We start from the raw sequence: 18,404 nt of genomic DNA, 5'->3' as shown, positions 1-18,404 counted from the left end.
TATGGTTTTTAAAGACGTGACGGCGAATAAATTCGCCTGCCCCTTGCCCCCACGGATGAATCCGGGGGCTTCCACGGGGCGAGGTGTTTGGTGAGTGCGTCTCCAAGAGTTGCCCCTAAATTTATTTATGGAACGAAATAAAAACATTTATTTCGATAGCGCAGCGTAAAGCCTTCTCTTCGAGAGGCTTCGCCAACGGCATGGCTTCGCTTAGAGCGAGTCTTCTCCCTTGGCGTTAGCCTCTCCCAATGTGATTCGGGGAGACGCTAAGAGCGAACGAGCGTCGTGGAAAGTGCTGCGTTCGCATGATTGCGTCTCGTAGAGAGAAAGAATACATCCTTAATCATTTCCCCTCAATTTATTTATGGGAATTATCTTTTTACTTTTTACTTTTTTCGCCGCCATACCAGCGTTCGGCAAGTGCATTGAGTTGATTAAGAATTTCAATGAGTTCCTGACCACGTTCTGTCAGTCCGTAAGTGACTTGGGGCGGAACAGTTGGTTCATAATGGCGATAAATAATCTCTGCTGTCTCTAGCATCCTCAGTCTTTCTGTTAGAACTTTGGTAGAAATACCCTCGACTAAGTGCTTCAATGCACCAAAGCGATTAGGCCCACTATTACATAACACCCACAGTATATACATTGTCCAGGGGCCTGATAGTAAGGACATCAGAATACTAATTGGGCAAGCATCAGGATTTTTAGAGACAGACATCGATAAGTTAGCTAAAATTTTCTACAGTTACTTTATGGTAACTACTTTACTTTAGTAACTAGTTACTTTTAGTATCTGATGTAATGCTTTGAAATTTAGACTCAAAAACAGTCAAAGCAGAAATCCTAGCTAATCAGGAGATATTTGGTGGTAAACATTCTACATATTGATTCCAGCCCCCGTGCTGAACGATCGCACTCCAGAGAACTATCTAAGGAATTTATCAGTGCTTGGAAAGCCGCGCATCCTGAAGATGCGATCGCCTACCGAGATTTAGGGCATCATCCAGTTCCTCACGTTGATGAAGCTTGGATTGCAGCGTCGTTCTCCCCACCAGAAACCCATACCCCAGAATTAACAGAGGCCATCAGGATTTCTGATGAGTTAGTAGATGAGTTTTTGGCAGCCGATCGCTACGTCTTTGGAGTGCCAATGTATAACTTCAATATACCTTCCACCTTCAAGGCTTACATTGACCAAATTGTTCGCATTAACCGGACTGTTGCAATAGAAGCTCAAGGTTTTAAAGGGTTAGTCCAGGGTAAAAAGGCAGTTATCATCACAGCACGCGGCGGTGACTTTAGTCCGACATCTCCTGCCGCTCCCTATGACTTCCAAGAACCCTACCTGCGAACAATTTTTGGTTTTATTGGGATTACAGACATTCAATTTATTAACGCTAATAGTCTAAACGAAGGTGATGCCCGTACCAAATCTCTATCAGAAGCACGGGCAGCAATTCAAGATGCGATCGCTCAGTGGTAAGAAAAATGTGGGGAATGGGCAGGGGGAGATGAGGGAGCAGGGGGAGATGAGGGGGCAGGGGGAGATGAGGGAGCAGGGGGAGATGAGGAAGAAAATTTATCTTGTCCCCCTCATCCCCCTCATCCCCCTCATCCCCTCACGGTGACAACCGCTCAATTTTCCAAGTGCCATTATCTAAACGGCTATAAAGCAAGCGATCGTGGAGACGGCTAGGGCGTCCTTGCCAAAACTCGATTTCTGTGGGGATCACTCGTAAGCCTCCCCAATGAGGCGGTCGTGGAATCTCCTGATTTTCATATTTACTGTGGAACTTCTGTAAACGTCGCTCCAGGATTTCTCGGCTTGCTATCACCTCACTTTGATTCGATACCCACGCACCCAGGCGACTTTTGGCAGGGCGACTTTCAAAATACTGGTCAGACTCAGTTTCGGAAACTTTCTCCACATACCCCGAAATTCTGACTTGACGTTCCAGTTCTGCCCACCAAAAGACTAAAGCCGCCTGGGGATTTTCTGCTAGTTGTTGTCCTTTGTGACTGTTGTAGTTGGTAAAGAAGGCGAAGCCTCGTTCATCAAAATCCTTGAGTAACACCATTCTGGCTGAAGGCTTACCATCTGGTGTGACAGTAGCAATGGTCATGGCATTGGGTTCGGGGAGTTGTGCTGCTAGTGCCTGATCGAACCATTTTTTAAATTGGATCAAAGGATTGAGGTCTACTTCTAGTTCGCTCAAACCTTCCAAGGTGTAGTCTTTGCGAAGATCGGCTATGGTTTTGTCCATTGTGATTTGTTTCCTTGATATCAGATACGCTTATACATGTATTTGTTAAAAATATCTATGATGATGATAATCAGCGCCATCAAGAATTTTACAAATTCTCTCAAGAAATAACTAAAATAGGTTGCATAAGATGCGCCGTTCGGCCTCCCTTCAACGCCTGTTAATTTATGGTCTGAGCGGTCCGATTATCGCTCTCAATGTCTGGCTACTGTCCGTGCTTTTTCGCTATTTCCAGCATCCCATTACCGTCTTGAGTATTGCGGCGATTCTGGCTTTTCTTCTAAATTACCCGGTTAAGTTCTTTGAACGCGCTCGAATTACCCGCACTCAGGCGGTGATCATCGTTTTACTTGCAACCTTAACCCTGCTTGGGATTCTAGGCGTTACCCTAGTGCCGTTGATCATTGAGCAAACCATCCAACTGTTAAATAAGATTCCTGATTGGTTAACCGCTAGTCAAGCAAACCTAGAGCAGTTTGAAATGGTGGCCAAACAACGACGTTTGCCAATTGATTTGAGGATTGTGAGTAGTCAAATTAATGCCAATATTCAGAATTTGGTGCAACAGCTAGCTTCTGGTGCAGTAGGATTTGCTGGAACACTACTCTCAGGATTACTTGACGTAGTGTTAGTCATTGTGCTTGCATTTTATATGCTTTTGTATGGCGATCGTGTCTGGTATGGTCTAGTCAATCTTTTGCCCTCTAATATTGGAGATCCCCTGACTGCATCCTTGCGCCTAAATTTCCAGAACTTCTTTCTCAGCCAGTTGTTACTAGGACTATTCATGGTGCTAACCCTGACGCCAATTTTCTTAGTGATGAAGGTGCCTTTTGCTCTGTTATTTGCCATATTAATCGGTATTTCAGAACTTATTCCCTTCATTGGGGCGTCTCTAGGTATTGGTCTGGTGACGATTTTAGTACTGTTGCAAAATTGGTGGTTGGCAGTTCAGGTTGCGATCGCGGCGATTTTAATGCAGCAGCTTAAAGATAACCTGTTAGCTCCCAGGTTACTCGGCAACTTTATCGGGCTAAATCCTATCTGGATTTTTGTGGCTATTTTGATGGGATTTGAGATTGCTGGGTTGTTGGGGACGCTAGTTGCTGTTCCCATTGCTGGTACGATTAAAGGTACTTTTGATGCGATCAAGAGCGGCAAGCCGAGTGATTTTGTCTCAACTTTCACTATTACCCATGACCCACCGCCTGATTAAGACTTAAATTTGTTTTAGGAATAAGAATTAAATAACATACAATTTATGTCCCTGGTTTACCTCACCCTCAATCCCTCTCCTTTATAAAGCTACGGTGTACACACAAGTCTGAAATAGTGCATTAGACGTAGGTTGGGTGGAGCGGAGCGTAACCCAACATATATCAGGATGTTGGGTTACGCAAAGCCTCCACCCAACCTACAATTTTTTTGCAACATTTTAGCCTTGCCACGCTAGTAAGGTGCATTATGTACATGCCAAAATAACAAATGAGTTCGCCAAAATAACAAATGCGTAGGCGTAGCGCACCGTAGGCATCGCCATGATTGCAACAATTTAGCTTTGTCACACCAGCATAACGCACCGCAAATCTTTGGTGGATGAAGTTTTTCCGACTTGTGTGTACATCGTAGCCTTTATAAGGAGAGGGAAGCTAGAGACAGGATAAAGTTTTGCATCTTATTTAATCCACGTTCCTTAGCATATCGTTTTTCCGTATCGGCTCAATTAGATGACGATCGCGATCGCAAAACCATCGTATCCTTTGCTGCCCACAGTCTGGATTGCCGTAGCATTGACACGCGGCTCAGAGGCAAGCAGTTCATTGAAGCGGCGCACTCCCTGGACGCTAGGATCGCTGCTGGCAGCATCAATCACCGCTCCATTACGCACAACATTATCGGCGATGATCAGGCTGCCGCGACGAGAAAGTTTGAGTGCCCACGCGAAATATTCGGGATTGCTTGGCTTGTCAGCGTCAATGAAGATCAAGTCAAATGGGCCCTGATTCTCGGCGGCAATCTGTGGCAGTGTAGAGAGTGCCTGTCCGAGCCGGAGGTCAACCAGTTTGGACAAACCAGCGTGGGCGATATTGGCGCGGGCGACTTCGGCGTGTTTTGGGTCAGCTTCCAGCGTGATTAGGCGGCCGTCGCTGGGTAACGCCCGCGCCAGCCAGATTGTACTATAGCCGCCCAGCGTACCAATCTCCAGGATGCTTCGCACCCCTTGAATTTGTGCCAATAGTAGCAGCAGCTTGCCCTGGTTCGGTGAAACGTTGTGTGGCGGCAGTCCGGCGGCGGCGCTAGTCTGGAGGGCTGTATCTAGTGCGGGGTCTGACGGTACAAGCAAATCGGTAAAGTAACGATCTACCGCAGTCCATTGCTCTTGATTCATAGATTATCGCTTTTTACGCCATCTTTAAAATACTCAAGATTAGGAGTCAGAGCTTGCTTCATGGGAAAGGATGGTAATGATTTCATTCAACGGGCGATCGCGATTAGACTCCTCTGGTGTTTCCTTACCCAAGGAGGTTTCTTTTACCAAACGGTAAACGTCGGCTGCTCCATAAAAAATGCGCTCTGTTAAACCCAACTCTTTAAAGGTTTCTGCAATCTCTTCCATTTCTCCTATCCAACGATGGGCTTTCGGTGTCATCGATGGAATGGAACGGGTTAATATGCTAGCAAGTTCTGGTTGGCTACTAGATACTTCATCCCATAGTTCTTTATCCAAGCCTAAACGATGGGCTGCAATTAGTAATTCTGTGCCGATTGCTGTAAGTCCTTTTGTCAGGGCGGCGTAGGACATTTTCAACCCGGAAGCCTGACCAATTTCATCACCAATCACTCGCACATCTAAGCCATGATCCCGCAGTTGTAGGAGTTGATTTGCTTGTTTTCCTGAAGTGTAAATGCGGGTGCGGTTGGGAACTCGTGGTGGTGGGCCAATAATTGATCCATCTACGAATGTTCCCCCAACTGATTCAATGAGTTGGCCGATACTGATAACTTTCTGGGGTGCGATCGCATTACAGTCAACGTAGAGAATAGGTTTACCAACATTGCTAATCGCCTCAGCTACTTGCTGCGCTGCTTGGTTAGCCGCTGCGGGTACTAGAACTGACAGCACTACATCAGATTCAATTACCAGCTGTGTAAGGGAACCCACATCTTGAATGTTGGCTGCGGCTGCTAGTTGCCGAGTTCGTTCACTGCGATCGTCTAGGGCTGCAATAGTTTTCAATCCGTGTTGATTGAGAACAGCTGCGATCGCCTGTCCCATATCACCCGGACTTAAAATACCAATAGTTTGGATAGGCATGGAAAGTTTTATATTTACTTTGTGGCTGACAAGTTAATTCAGATAATCGAGTCATCAATAAACCACACTAAGCTGATTCAGATGCCGTATTTTAATCAAACCACGGATCAGCTTTACAAGCAAGCCATCTGCTGAGATATAGGTAGGAGGTATATCAATACGGTTCGGTTAAGGCAAGAGACGCGATAAATCGCCGTCTCTACAATAGACATCTCCGAAAAACAATGTAGAGACGTAGCACTGCTACGTCTCTACAAGGGTTATGGGTAAAGCATATTTAATTTCTGGAGATGTCTAATAATCAGGCTTGTCATCAAAAAATCTTATCCGAACCGTATTGGGAGGTATCTTTGACATCCACCCCAGCCATAAATGGCGGGGATTCTAAGAAGTTGCCTTCTGAGGTTTTCTGCTTCTACGAGTCGGCTTGCTTGGAGGATTTGCATCACCCAAGTAGAGGTCGTTCTCATCCACAGACGTTAACGTTCCCGTGTGCCCCACGGTACGGAGTCCGATCTCAAGTATGTTCAGTGCTGCATTCTGGTCACGGTCTAACACCGTTCCGCAATGGAGACATGAATGAGTTCTAGTGCTAAGAGATTTTTTGACAACCTGACCACAATTAGAACAATTTTGACTCGTGTTATGGGGTGGAACCGCAACAGTTGCCACGCCAAACACTTTGCCAAAATATTCAACCCATTGCCGGAATTGAGTCCACGCGGCATCACTAATTGACTTGGCTAAGTGATGATTTTTTACCAGATTTCGCACCTTCAAGTCTTCATAGGCCACAATGTCGTTAGACATCACTACGCACCTTGCTAATTTCACAGCAAAGTCTTTACGTTGGCGACTTACCAAGAGGTGCTTACGGGCTAATTTATTTCTCAACTTAGCCCGGTTCTGAGAACCTTTTTTGGTTTTAGAGAAACGACGTTGCAATCGTTTAAGCGATTTTTCCGACTTTCTCAAAGCCAGAGGATTCTCAACTTGGTTTCCATCACTATCGGTCAGAAAGTAGTTTAAACCAACATCTAACCCAACTGTTTTATTAGTTGGAAATCGATTTTCTATTCGGTCAGAATCAATGCAAAACTGGCAATAATAACCATCTGCACGACGCACAATGCGAATGCGCTTAAACTGCTTCAACTGATAAAAATGCAGGTCACGAGTTCCCCAAAGTTTAAAAGTTCCTGCTTGAAAACCATCCGAAAAAGTGATGTATCTACGGTCTTCAGAGAGCCGCCACCCACTGGTCTTGTACTCAACAGATCCATGTGTTTGTTCTTTCTTGAAGCGTGGAAATCCCTTTAATCCTTGTTTGTTTTTCTTGCAGTTATCAAAAAATTTGGAGATGGCAGACCAAGCTCGTTCTGCGCTGGCTTGACGAGCCATAGAGTTGAGATTGGCAACCCAAGGAAACTCTGTTGTTCGCGCAAGTACAGCGCAATAAGCGCTTAACTCATATCTACCAATACCTTTGTTATCCATCCAGTACCTGACGCAACTGTTACGAACAAAACGAGCAGTTCTAATCGCCTTATCCAGCGATTGGTACTGCTCCTTTGTTCCTTCAAGTTTTGCCTCAAATACCAGCATAATTACGTTGCATACACTAACGTAATTATATCACAAGAGACAGCATCACGGCGATTAAAATCGCCCACACCTAGCCCCCATAAATAGAATTTAGGGGCTTTCTCGGCGCGGATAGCTCGGTAAGTGTTTCAGACGTTGCGCGGATGATACTTGGGCTATTAATGGGGTGAAATGCTTGCTGGGGTTGAGATAGAAGCACTTTTTTCGGGCTGTGGAATTTGTACACCTACCCTTCCGCGCATTGGACGTACAGAAATGGCTTCAAACCCTATAATAGTGATCGCTGCAATTCTGGAAAAACTTTAGACACTTTACTCAACACGTAATCACCATAGGTTCCGCGAAAATCATGGACATTAGCTTGATCCCAGCGATCGCTATGATCATTTGCCACGATATGATCTAATTCAATGGGCTTGACTTCAACATCGAAATTGGGATCGAAAAAGAAGGGGAACGAAAGGCGATGATTTCCCGACTGGTTTTGCACGCGATGAGGCGTAGAACGATATAAACCTGCTGTCATCTTCTCTAGCATATCGCCGATGTTGCATACAAAGGAACCGGGAACGGGAGGCGCAGCAACCCAATGTGACTTGGATTTAACTTGTAATCCGCCTGAGTTGTCTTGCTTGAGAATAGTCAGAACGCCATAATCAGTATGTTCGCCAACGCCCCATATTGGCTCAACATCTGACGGTGACAAGTTTGGAGGATAATTAAAGATGCGAAACAACACTAAGGGATCTGAGGTGTAACGGTCAGCAAAGTAGGATGCTTCCAATCCCAAACTTAGGGCAATACCAGTCATGAGAGTGTGTCCCAAGTTTGTCATTGCTTCTATGTATTCAAGGACTGTTTCGCCAAATTGGGGGATGTTGGCGGGAAAGAGATTGGAACCATGCATCTGAGTACCAGCTTGCACTAGTGGGTGTTCCTTTCCTAGTTCAGCACCAAAGTAAATACCTTCCTTCAAGTCGGGTTTACCGGATGTCAGTTCGCCACCAACGGGGAAATAACCTCGCCATGCAATACCTGCTAAAGCCATGCGGATTTTCAGTTTCGTTTCTAAATCCTGGGCGAAAAACTGGCGGCTGAGTTCTTCGAGTCGCTGCTGCAAATTTTCGTCCACGCCATGCCCAATAATATAGAAAAACCCTGATTCTTGGCACGCTTGGTTGATTTGTGATGCTACGGAATGGCGTAGACGCAAAGCGGCTTCTCGACAGAGATCGCCTTTTCCAGAAACCAAGGCGCTAATATCAATAATCGGGAGGTGTGAAAACTCTTTATCAGCAACTTGTAAATTAGTAGTCTGTCCCATTAAATTTGCGGTTCGTTCTCTTATCCCTCAAATTTAATGCGATACACCACTAGTTACACTATTAAAACCGCTGACCTGTAGTAACTTCAAATCTAACTTCTCCTTGGTCGCTAATTCCTAAGTCGCCTCGAATCAGCCCAAAGGATGACTTCACCCGCAATCCTAAGCCGTAACCAAAGCCACTTCCAGGTTTGTTTCGCAGCACTCCTGGTTCGCCTAGTACAGTGTCGCTAGACCCGAAATCTGAGGCGAGGTCAGTAAACAGAACTCCTCCGATTGACTGAAAGATTGGGAAACGATATTCCACCGAAGCTAAACCATAACTCCGACCACTGGCGACTTTTCCATAACCGTAACCCCTGACAGAATCTAGTCCACCAATATTAAAAGCATCAGCTGGTGGAAAGTCTCCAATAATCGTGCCAATTTGGAAATTAATCGCCAACATTTCAGGATTGTCGGTTGGTTTGCCGTTACCAATCCAACTGACTGGTAAATATTGAATATAATTTCCCTTTAGGCGATTGCTGGAAATATTGCCCAGTCCAATGGGAATCGCTTGTTCTGTGCTGAGTGTCAGGATTGATCCTTGAGTCGGATTGTTTCGGCGATCGCGTTGATCTCTGGATACAGCAAATGATACGGTAAATAAGTCATCAATGCCAGTACCGCTCACAGATAAAGGACTCCCTAATCTATCAACCTGTGCAACGTTATATTCGCGATCGCGTAGGCTAATTCTGGTATAATTAAGACTTAAAGCTGTATCCCACTCATCAAAAGACTTTAAAACTCCTACAGAACCGCCAAACCTTCCCTCGCGCACTCTGTCACCGTTAGACAATCTGATATCTTCGTTGAAGGTTCCCGATATATTACGACTACGAAAACCTCTAATGGTGTAGCCTAAACGGTTTGGTTCTTCAGGACGATAAGGACTAGTGAACTGGCCATGAAATTGGACATCTTTACCGCTGATTTGCAAGGTTGTATCTAATTTATCGTTAAGACCGCTGATATTTGCATCTCTATAACCCACTTGACCGTAGAGACCCACATCGTCGTTATTACCGCCTCCGAAAATTAGAGAAGGGAATTCACGCTCTTTGATTTCATAGATGAGATTAACGCTTGTGGTATCTTCTTGTCGATAAACGTTGACTTCATTAAATGACTCTAATCTTCTCAATCGTTGCAAGTCTGCTTCTAGTAAATCTTCGCGGAATACCTGACCAGGTTTGAGTTTCAGCAGACCAATGATAAACTCTCTTTGAGTACGTCCTTTGATTGGCTGACCTTTGTCATCAAGTAACTGATCTTTGTTATTAACAAAACGAATCTGAATATCTTTGACAATTCTCTGGGAAAACTCCACAGACTGAGTATCTACTGGAATTGAACCGATATAATCACCATATTTTGCATATCCTCCCTCTATCTTTAACGTAGATTCTACGCTATCTTCAGTAGAAGATTGCGAGTCTGCAATGGCTTCGAGATTTTGCCCACCTACTAACATTACTGCGATCGCAAATACAGCTATTTGAATATGCATAAATTCAGCTTTGTCATTGCACCCTTTCTTCGGTAACTAACGTTAGACTAACCCATTCGCCTTTATTGTTGTAACTGCGAATCATTCGCTGGCGCAGATTTGGCTGGATTAACCAACCCACTTCCAGAAAAAATGGTTGGCGTAACTGCACCTTGAGAGGAGAAGTTGCAGAAGCGCCATCTGGTAAAAATAATACTTGCACCTGCCTTTCTGGGTCTTGGTCAAAGAGAACAATGGGGCCTTTGATGCTAGCAGTTGAGGTAATTGTGCGTTCTGCAAACGAGGTACTTTGAATTAATCGCCCAGTATCATCAAGTTGTAATTTGAAGGTTGTAGAGTAAGTATCAGACGAACGCCAATCTGGATATATTGTAATTGCTTCGCCTTGCCATTCTCCCAACAAATCACTTATCTGCAAGGGTGGGCGTTCTGCTGCTGGCGTTCCAGCGAGATGTTCTCGAATTAAGATGAGTTCCTTTAGCTGACCGGTATTATCAAACAGTTGCACCAGACGCAAGCGGCGATTTTCATGAACAAAGGCGAGTTCTCCACCAAATTCGGAAAATGGCCCTAGCTGAATTAAACCTTCAGAAAATGAGCCATTTTCAAAAAACAGCAGACCCCCTCCCACAGAACTAAAATCTCTGATTACATCTTGTCCTGAACGACTCAGAGTTAGACGCACTTTCTGGCTATTGTTTAAATGTTCTAGGGAAAGACAACTAGGAGTATCGTTCAAAAGTATTCCTTGGGGAGAAAAATTGGTAAATGAACCTTCCCAAACACCGAGATTTTGCAAAAAACATTCCCATTGTGATTTTGTCATTTGTCATTTGTCATTTGTCATTGATCATTGGTCATTGGTCATTGGTCATTGGTCTTTGGTCATTGGTCATTGGTCGTTTGGTCTTTGAAATTTTCGAGTTCAGAGGTCGAGTTTCAAGTTCAAAGGACTAACTAATGACAAAGGACAAAGGACTAATGACCAATGACTATCCTTTAGCAAAACGTCGGACAGCAAATAAGCTTCCCATTAATCCTACAGCTGCACCGAAACTCAAAAGAATCAGGGGCAATAATAAAATTTCTCCTGGAGTGAGTTGCACCCTGTTGGTGATGACTTGGATAAACTCAGGTTGATTGACTAGCAACTTACCGAGAAACTGTTGAATCACAGAAATGAAACTCCAAGCGATCGCACCACCAACTAAACCAAAGGCAATTCCTTGTAAAATAAATGGCAGGTAAATCCAAACAGAAGTTGCTCCCACTAGCTGCATAATTTCAATTTCCTGGCGACGCGCCATGACAATTAGCCGAATTGTGGTGGTAGTGACTGCGATCGCTGTTAAAGTCAGAATAATCGTAATTGTGAAAGTAATCCAGTTCAAACCTCGGTGTAACTGGGCAATGCGTTTGACTGCTTCATCAACATACTGTACCGTTTCAACTCCTGGTAATTTAGCCAACTGGGTTGCTAAGTTTGGCACAACTTGAGAATTCCGGGCTTTCACCTTCATCTCATCAACCAGAGGATTTTCACCTAGTTGCTGGGTAGCACCTTCAATATCAGAAATTCTCATTTCCTTAACTAACTTAGTCCAAGCTTCTTCTTTGCTAATGGTTTGTATCCCAACCACCTCTGGCATTTTAGCGATTAGTGGCTCGATATTTTCCATCCGCGTATCTGGTTCGAGAAAAACTGATACTTCTAGCTGGCTACCAAACTGATAGAGGAGTTTTTCGACTTGCCAAGAGGTTTGCAGACTCAAGCCGAATAAAAACAGTAACACCGTCACAGTACTTACGGCGGCCCAGTTCATCCAACCTCCCCGCAGTAAACCGAGGAAAGTTTCTTTCAGTAGATAGTCAAGTTTCGTGAGAGATTTAAACACAAATCACCCCAGTCAATAATTCTTAATTCGTAATTCATAGTTCCCAATTCCCAATAGACATCTCCGAAAAAGAATGTAGAGACGTAGCACTGCTACGTCTCTACACGGGTTCTGGGTAACGCATATTTAATTTCTGGAGATGCCCAATGCCCAATGCCCAATTCCCCACTCCTCAACTTGATAGAATTAAAATAGTAAGAATTTTCACCATCTAGCCGTCAAGACTCATGCCCTCTGAAATTGCTGTAGAGAAAAAAAAGTTAAAAAATCCACCTTTGGAGCTTCATTATTTAGGCGATCGCGTGTTGCGTCAAGCTGCAAAGCGGATTTCTAAAGTTGATGACGAACTTCGCCAAATAGTGCGCGAAATGCTGCAAACTATGTACAGCAAAGATGGCATTGGTTTGGCTGCGCCCCAAGTGGGAATTCATAAACAACTAATTGTCATCGACCTGGAACCAGAAAACGCAGCGAATCAGCCTTTGGTGTTGATTAACCCCACCATTAAACAAGTCAGCCGCGACCTCTGTGTTGCCGAAGAAGGATGCTTGAGCATTCCTAATGTATTCCTACCAGTGAAGCGCCCCGAAGTCGTGGAAATCGCCTATAAAGACGAATACGGTCGTCCTCGAACATTAAAGGCTAATGATCTCTTGGGACGCTGCATTCAGCACGAGATGGATCACCTCAACGGTGTGGTATTTGTAGACCGTGTGGAAAACTCCTTGACTTTAGCCCAGGAGCTATCTAAGAATGGCTTCTCGTATCAAGCGGTGAAACCAATAGCATAAGGGGGCTAGTAGTGTATTTAACTCCAAAAAGCAGTTTATTTCTGGGTGGTTCTTGTGTAAGTGCGATCGCCGCCGTCGGTTCGATTTTTGAACTCGGTTACGGACAACCAGATTTTGGTGTCACAGCCACGGCGATTATCCTGGTATTGAGCATTCCACTCACAGGATTATTTTTCTTTGCCGCAGTTAAGGAAGCAAGGGCTAACATGAAATAAGCATCAGGTACATAAAAAAGGTAAAGGGATGAAGGAAAAAGGCAAAATTCATTCTTTTACCTTTTATTTTTGCTCTTTATTTTCCACTGCCCCTAAAGCTTTTAGCGTTACTAGCTGCGCTGCGGTTAGCCCTGTAACCCCGGTGATATCCATTTTTTCGTAGGGTCGTGGCGATCGCAGTGTTCTTACGCACTCGCCCGTCGATACATCCCAAAGCTTAATTGTCTCATCTTGGCTGCCACAAATCAGGGTTTGACCATCGGGACTAAAGGCCACTGACTTTACCCAATTAGCCCCTGACAAAGTTTTCAGACACTTGCCATTATGGACATCCCATAATTTTACTGTTTGGTCTTCACTAGCACTAGCTAAAATTTGTCCATCGGGACTAAAGGCAACTGACCAGACTCGATTTGTATGTTCTTGCAAGGTTGTCAAGCACTTGCCCATATAAACATCCCATAACTTCACTGTTTGGTCATCACTGCCACTAGCTAAAGTCTGACCATCGGGGCTAAAAGTCACTGACCTGATGCGATTGCTATGTCCCTCCAAAATTTGGATACATTTTCCTGTATAAATATCCCATAACCTGACTCTTTGGTTTTCACTGCCACTAGCTAAAGTTTGACCATCAGGACTAAAGGCAACCGATCTTACCCAACTGGTATGCCCTTTCAAGGTTTGGAGACATTTGCCGGTGTGGACATCCCATAATTTCACTGTTTGGTCGTCACTGCCGCTAGCTAAAATTTGACCATCGGGACTAAAAGCAACTGATCTAATTCGATTGGTATGTTCCTGCAATTTTTTGAGGCATTGTCCCGTCTGAACATCCCATAATTTAATTGTTTGTTTTTCGCTACCGCTAGCTAAAATTTGACCATCAGGACTGAAGGCAATTGACCGTACCCAACTGTTATGCCCCTCCAGAATTTTGATGAACTTATCTTTACGGACATCCCATAATTTTACTGTTTGCTTTTCACTGCCGCTAGCTAAAGTTTGACCATCGGGACTAAAAGCTACTGACCTGACCCGATTGCTATGCCCCTGCAAGGTTGTCAAAGATTTACCATTCTGGACATTCCATAACTTCACTGTTTGGTTTTCACTGCCGCTAGCTAAAGTTTGCCCATCGGGACTAAAAGCAACTGACCGTACCCGATTGCTATGCCCCTGCAAGGTTTTCAGACAGTTACCATTACGAATATCCCATAACTTCACTGTCGGGTCGTCACCACCGCTAGCTAAAGTTTGCCCATCGGGACTGAAGGCAACTGACCAGACCCGATTAGTATGTCCCTGTAAAGTTTTCAGGCATTTACCATCATGAACATCCCATAATTTCACGGTTTGATCATCACTGCCAGTAGCTAAAATTTCTCCATTGGGACTAAAAGCAACTGACCTTACCCAACTGCTATGTCCCTGTAAGGTTTTCAGGCATTTACCATCATGAACATCCCATAACTTCACGGTTTGCTTTTCACTACAACTAGCCAAAGTTTGACCATCGGGACTAAAAGCTACTGACATAATTCGATTGGTATTTCCCTGCAAAGTTATCAGACATTTGCCTGTGTGGACATTCCATAACTTCACTGTTTGGTCTTCACTGCCACTAGCCAAAGTTTGACCATCGGGACTAAAGGCAACTGACCTGACCCAATTGCTATGTCCCTGCAAAGTTTTCAGGCATTTACCATCATGAACATCCCATAACTTCACTGTTTGGTCATCGCTGCCACTAGCTAAAGTTTGACCATCGGGACTAAAAGCTACTGATTTTACCCAACTGCTATGTCCAGTGCAGCTAAAAAGTAGCTTGCCATCGTCAACTTGCCACAAGTAAGTTTTGCCATCAGCATCACCTGTAGCCAAAAGCTTTCCATTGGGGCTAAATGCTACTGACGAAATACTAACTAATGTTTCTGCAAAAACGGACTTAGCTAAATCAGCATTGGTAAAATTCACTCGATGCAAATTCACACTTTGTAAATATGCTTGCCAAATAATCAAGTTAGAAAAGTCATAGCCGCTAAAATCAGTTTGTAATTGACAAAGGATATTTAGCAGATTTCCACCTGCATAAGCTGCTGTTTGGGGAACCTGTCGCAGATACAATAAAATTTGATATAGATGATGTTCAATATTTTTAGCATATCTAAAAATATTTAATAATCTATCTATTATTGGTTTAATAATCAGGGTAATTTGAGTATTTCTAATATAATCTTTGGCCGTGGCTTCCATTAAAGCATGGCTCATAAATAGTCTCAAATCGCGAGTGTTAATTTCGTGACAAACCTGTTCAACCAGTCGGTCGGTCATGTATTCCATCACCACAGACTGGAGGGTGAAAATTGCTGTTCTTTGTTCAATTAGCGATCGCCGCCGCAGTGATTCTAGCGCTTCCATCATTTCCCTTTTGGGCAAGGGACGCACAATATCATTGAGCAATTCGTCTAGAGAAACTAACTCGCGCTTGATTGCTAGCCAATAAATTATTTCTTTTTCAATCTCTGATAACCGCTCAAATTGCTGGTCTAGTAAATTTCGGGTGTCGCCAAAAATTATCTCGCCTTCAGCCAGAAAGGCAGCAATATCACCACCAAATAACTCCCGAATTGGTTGAGAAACTAGCTTTAACGCTAAAGGATTACCAGAATACTTCTCAACTAGTTTGGCCCATTCTTGTTGTGAGCCAAATAACCCTTTATCTTGGAGAATTTCTTGCCCTTCTGTTTTTTCTAAACCGACTAATGATAATGTTCTAACTGGTGATTCTTGTCCTTCTAAAGGAGCAAATTCTTTTGGTTTTTCGCGAGATGTCAGCACCAAACAGCTTTGATGTAGTTCTTCTCCTACCCGTTGCAGTAGTTGACCATAATCTTCGTATTCTTGTCTATAGTGTCCGGCGCGATCGCCTTCTTGTAAAATTGTCTCTGTATTATCAAATACCACAAGACAACGATGCTCTCGTAAATAATTAATCAGCAGTGTTACTCTAGCATCTATGCTTTCTGGCAAATCTGTTTCCCTCTCATCAGATAAAAATCCGATCAGGTTCGCTAACATTTCGGCTATGGGTGGCGCATTGCGGAGACTTCGCCAAATCAAATACTCAAAGTTTTCCTGAACTTCCTTCGCCAGTTTCACCGATAAAGCAGTTTTGCCAATTCCGCCCATTCCCAATATTGCCACTAGTCGGCAATTATCTTCAATTAGCCACTGCTGTAGCTGAGATAATTCTGCTATGCGTCCCCGAAAAAAGCAGACGCCAGGCGCTTCACCCCAATCTTGGCAATTTTGGGTAATGGATTTCTCATTCAATAAAGATGCTTGATACTCAGATTCAATAACTTGCTGTAACTTAGTGAGCTTACCTGGGCCACTACCAATAACATTAAATTTCTTGTAAACTTCGCTTAATCTTTTGCGTACTGCTTCGGCACTGATTGCCAATTTTTTCGCGATTGCATTTGGCGATTGTCCCTCAACAGCATATAAAAATACTTCTATCTCGCTGCTAGACAAGCACCGTTTTTCGGCGAAAGCCAAAAGAACGTTTTCGGGAATGAAACTCATACTCACACAAAGACACACTACAAACCAATGTTACCTCACTATGTGAGATAACATTACAGACATTTGTTGCTGTGGGAATGCTTTCTTGGGCTTTGTCGTTCTTTTTCTGATGAGGTGTGCGATCGCGCCAATGAGTTTATTGTACCTCACTTAAAGAGTGCTGAGTAACGAGTTCCAAGTGCTGAGTTTAGGAGTTAGGAATTAGAAGTTAGGAGTTAAGAGTTAGGAGTTAGGAGTTAAAAATTTATTTAATTGCGAATTGCGAATTGCGAATTGCGAATTGGTTTCATTATTCTCTCCCTGCCCCCTGCCCCCTGCCTTATCCCAACGATAATTATTTACGCCGATCTACTTTGTTTGTGCAACTGGCTGCACGCGCAAGCCCTCTGTCTCATCAACCGTAGGAGTAGCAATGAGCGATTCTTTTCCTGTCAGACCTGATGTAATTTCTACTTCAGTACCATAATCTCGCCCAACAGCAACTTTTTGATAATGCACTGTTTTATCTTTAGTTACAGTTGCAACCTGCGTACCTCCGGCGTTAACGACTAAGGCACTATCTGGCAAAATAAAGGGAGGATCAGTGCGCTTAATGTCTAATTTGACATTGGCATACATCCCAGGTCGCAACGTAGCGTCGGAATTGTGTACTTCTAATTGTGTGAGCAAAGTGCGAGTAGTTGGATCTATAGCATTGCTAGTACGCACTACTTTACCTGCAAACACTCGTTGTGGTAACTCCTTGACTGTAACTTGTGTTGTTTGACCAATCTTCAGTGACCCTGATAAACTTTGTGGAACATTGATATTTACATCTAGCTTGTTATAATCAGCAATAGTGTAAAGGCTAGTGTTGCTAGTATTGGTGCTGGTGGTGCTGATGCTACTACTAGTAGTAGTGTTGCTAGTACCTGATGAAATTAAAACACCTGTATTGACGTTCCGTGCGGTGATTATTCCCGCGAAGGGAGCAGTGACTTTAGTGTAAGACTGCAAGAGGATATTACGCTGGTAGTTTGCTTGACTGGCGTAGAAGCTAGCTTGTGCTGCATTGAGGTTAGCAGAGTCAGAGTTAATCGTGTTTTGTGCTGATTCAACGCTGGCAAGATTAGCTTGATATGTAGCATATTTTGTATCTGCATCTTGTTGAGCTACAGCACCTTTCTTGACAAGAACTTGCCAGCGCTCCCAACTCTGACGCGCTATCAAGAGATTAGCGCGGGCTTGCTTCAAATCAGAAATACCTTTAGCCAAATTAGCACGAGCTTGAGACACATTGGCTTGTGCTTGCACTAACTCTGCCTTCGCTTGCAGAACTTGCTGATTGGTGTCTGGTGAGTCAATCTCAGCCAACAACTGGCCAGCTCGGACGCGATCGCCAATATCTGCATACCACCGCCGTAAATACCCAGTACTGCGAGCGTAGATGGTCGTTTGATTCAGGGCTACAACATTGCCAGGTAGTTCCACTTTCGTAGCACCAGTAGCGCGGCGGGGAGTGATTACGTTGACTGAGGGGACTATGCTTGCTTCCTTGACTGCTGCTTGTAATTCTGACTTTTGACCCAACCGGGGTAGAATGCCTATGGCCAGTAGGCTACCAAAAAAAACAACACCAAGTACAGCCCAACCAATTCCACCGATGCCGCGTTTTTGTTTTTTAGAAGTCTTTTGTTCTTCAGAATCAGGAGATGGACGATGTTGAGAATCCATAGATAAACTGTCCTGTATTTTCTAATTTGCAGAAATTTAGCATGGGGACTGGGGATTGGGGACGCAGAGACGAATGGCACTAAGAAAAGCTATAAGCTTTGCCCTAACTGGTTCCCAGCCTGGAGGCTGGGAACC

The 18,404-nt window shown here is 44.0% G+C and carries 15 protein-coding genes; 4 read left to right on the top strand and 11 right to left on the bottom strand.

Annotated elements, in window-relative coordinates:
* Positions 1 to 379: 379 nt before the first annotated feature.
* Positions 380 to 718, bottom strand: a complete 339-nt coding sequence (locus V7K67_RS17660) for a winged helix-turn-helix transcriptional regulator (protein ID WP_335167734.1) — start codon at positions 716 to 718, stop codon at positions 380 to 382.
* A 147-nt stretch (positions 719 to 865) separates the two neighbouring features.
* Between V7K67_RS17660 and V7K67_RS17655 the strand changes: the two genes are divergently transcribed.
* Positions 866 to 1,483: an FMN-dependent NADH-azoreductase gene (locus V7K67_RS17655; protein WP_334732143.1), complete on the top strand. Its 618-nt coding sequence runs from the start codon at positions 866 to 868 to the stop codon at positions 1,481 to 1,483.
* A gap of 136 nt (positions 1,484 to 1,619) precedes the next feature.
* Here V7K67_RS17655 and pdxH read toward each other — a convergent pair whose 3' ends face one another.
* Positions 1,620 to 2,264: a pyridoxamine 5'-phosphate oxidase gene (pdxH, locus tag V7K67_RS17650; protein ID WP_334732142.1), complete on the bottom strand. Its 645-nt coding sequence runs from the start codon at positions 2,262 to 2,264 to the stop codon at positions 1,620 to 1,622.
* A gap of 130 nt (positions 2,265 to 2,394) precedes the next feature.
* Here pdxH and V7K67_RS17645 point away from each other — a divergent pair, with 130 nt between their 5' ends.
* Positions 2,395 to 3,480, top strand: coding sequence for an AI-2E family transporter (locus V7K67_RS17645; RefSeq protein ID WP_334732141.1), 1,086 nt, complete (start codon positions 2,395 to 2,397; stop codon positions 3,478 to 3,480).
* A gap of 507 nt (positions 3,481 to 3,987) precedes the next feature.
* Here the strand turns inward: V7K67_RS17645 and V7K67_RS17640 are convergent.
* From V7K67_RS17640 to V7K67_RS17610, 7 genes are all read right to left on the bottom strand, one after another.
* Positions 3,988 to 4,653 carry an O-methyltransferase gene (locus V7K67_RS17640; protein WP_335167731.1) on the bottom strand — a complete coding sequence of 222 codons (666 nt, stop codon included), beginning with the start codon at positions 4,651 to 4,653 and terminating at the stop codon, positions 3,988 to 3,990.
* Between the two features lie 39 nt (positions 4,654 to 4,692).
* Entirely contained in the window at positions 4,693 to 5,580 is an 888-nt protein-coding gene (locus V7K67_RS17635) for an NAD(P)-dependent oxidoreductase (RefSeq protein ID WP_335167729.1), read from the bottom strand.
* Between the two features lie 384 nt (positions 5,581 to 5,964).
* Positions 5,965 to 7,185 carry an RNA-guided endonuclease InsQ/TnpB family protein gene (locus V7K67_RS17630; protein ID WP_335167727.1) on the bottom strand — a complete coding sequence of 407 codons (1,221 nt, stop codon included), beginning with the start codon at positions 7,183 to 7,185 and terminating at the stop codon, positions 5,965 to 5,967.
* Positions 7,186 to 7,453: 268 nt separating this feature from the next.
* Positions 7,454 to 8,509 (bottom strand): isopenicillin N synthase family dioxygenase, encoded by a 1,056-nt coding sequence (locus tag V7K67_RS17625; RefSeq protein ID WP_334731031.1) that lies wholly within the window; start codon positions 8,507 to 8,509, stop codon positions 7,454 to 7,456.
* A gap of 61 nt (positions 8,510 to 8,570) precedes the next feature.
* Positions 8,571 to 10,064, bottom strand: coding sequence for a BamA/TamA family outer membrane protein (locus V7K67_RS17620; protein ID WP_334731030.1), 1,494 nt, complete (start codon positions 10,062 to 10,064; stop codon positions 8,571 to 8,573).
* Positions 10,065 to 10,077: 13 nt separating this feature from the next.
* Positions 10,078 to 10,890, bottom strand: coding sequence for a DUF3598 family protein (locus V7K67_RS17615; protein WP_334731029.1), 813 nt, complete (start codon positions 10,888 to 10,890; stop codon positions 10,078 to 10,080).
* Between the two features lie 166 nt (positions 10,891 to 11,056).
* Complete coding sequence (locus V7K67_RS17610; RefSeq protein WP_334731028.1) at positions 11,057 to 11,959, bottom strand: cell division protein FtsX; 903 nt, start codon at positions 11,957 to 11,959, stop codon at positions 11,057 to 11,059.
* A 227-nt stretch (positions 11,960 to 12,186) separates the two neighbouring features.
* On the opposite strand from V7K67_RS17610, the gene def reads away from it, so the two are divergent.
* Positions 12,187 to 12,750 carry a peptide deformylase gene (def, locus tag V7K67_RS17605; protein ID WP_334707145.1) on the top strand — a complete coding sequence of 188 codons (564 nt, stop codon included), beginning with the start codon at positions 12,187 to 12,189 and terminating at the stop codon, positions 12,748 to 12,750.
* A gap of 11 nt (positions 12,751 to 12,761) precedes the next feature.
* A complete protein-coding gene (locus V7K67_RS17600) occupies positions 12,762 to 12,965 on the top strand; it encodes a hypothetical protein (protein ID WP_179065267.1) in 204 nt (67 codons plus the stop codon).
* Positions 12,966 to 13,028: 63 nt separating this feature from the next.
* Here V7K67_RS17600 and V7K67_RS17595 read toward each other — a convergent pair whose 3' ends face one another.
* A complete protein-coding gene (locus V7K67_RS17595; protein ID WP_334731027.1) occupies positions 13,029 to 16,556 on the bottom strand; it encodes an NB-ARC domain-containing protein in 3,528 nt (1,175 codons plus the stop codon).
* Positions 16,557 to 16,904: 348 nt separating this feature from the next.
* On the bottom strand, positions 16,905 to 18,269 hold the full coding sequence (locus V7K67_RS17590; protein ID WP_334731026.1) for an efflux RND transporter periplasmic adaptor subunit: 1,365 nt from the start codon (positions 18,267 to 18,269) through the stop codon (positions 16,905 to 16,907).
* Between the last annotated feature and the right edge of the window lie 135 nt (positions 18,270 to 18,404).

The organism is Nostoc sp., assembly GCF_036917155.1.
Classification (GTDB): Bacteria; Cyanobacteriota; Cyanobacteriia; order Cyanobacteriales; family Nostocaceae; genus Nostoc.
Note: the sequence above shows the minus strand (reverse complement) of the source record. Positions and strands in the feature narration are given on the sequence as shown.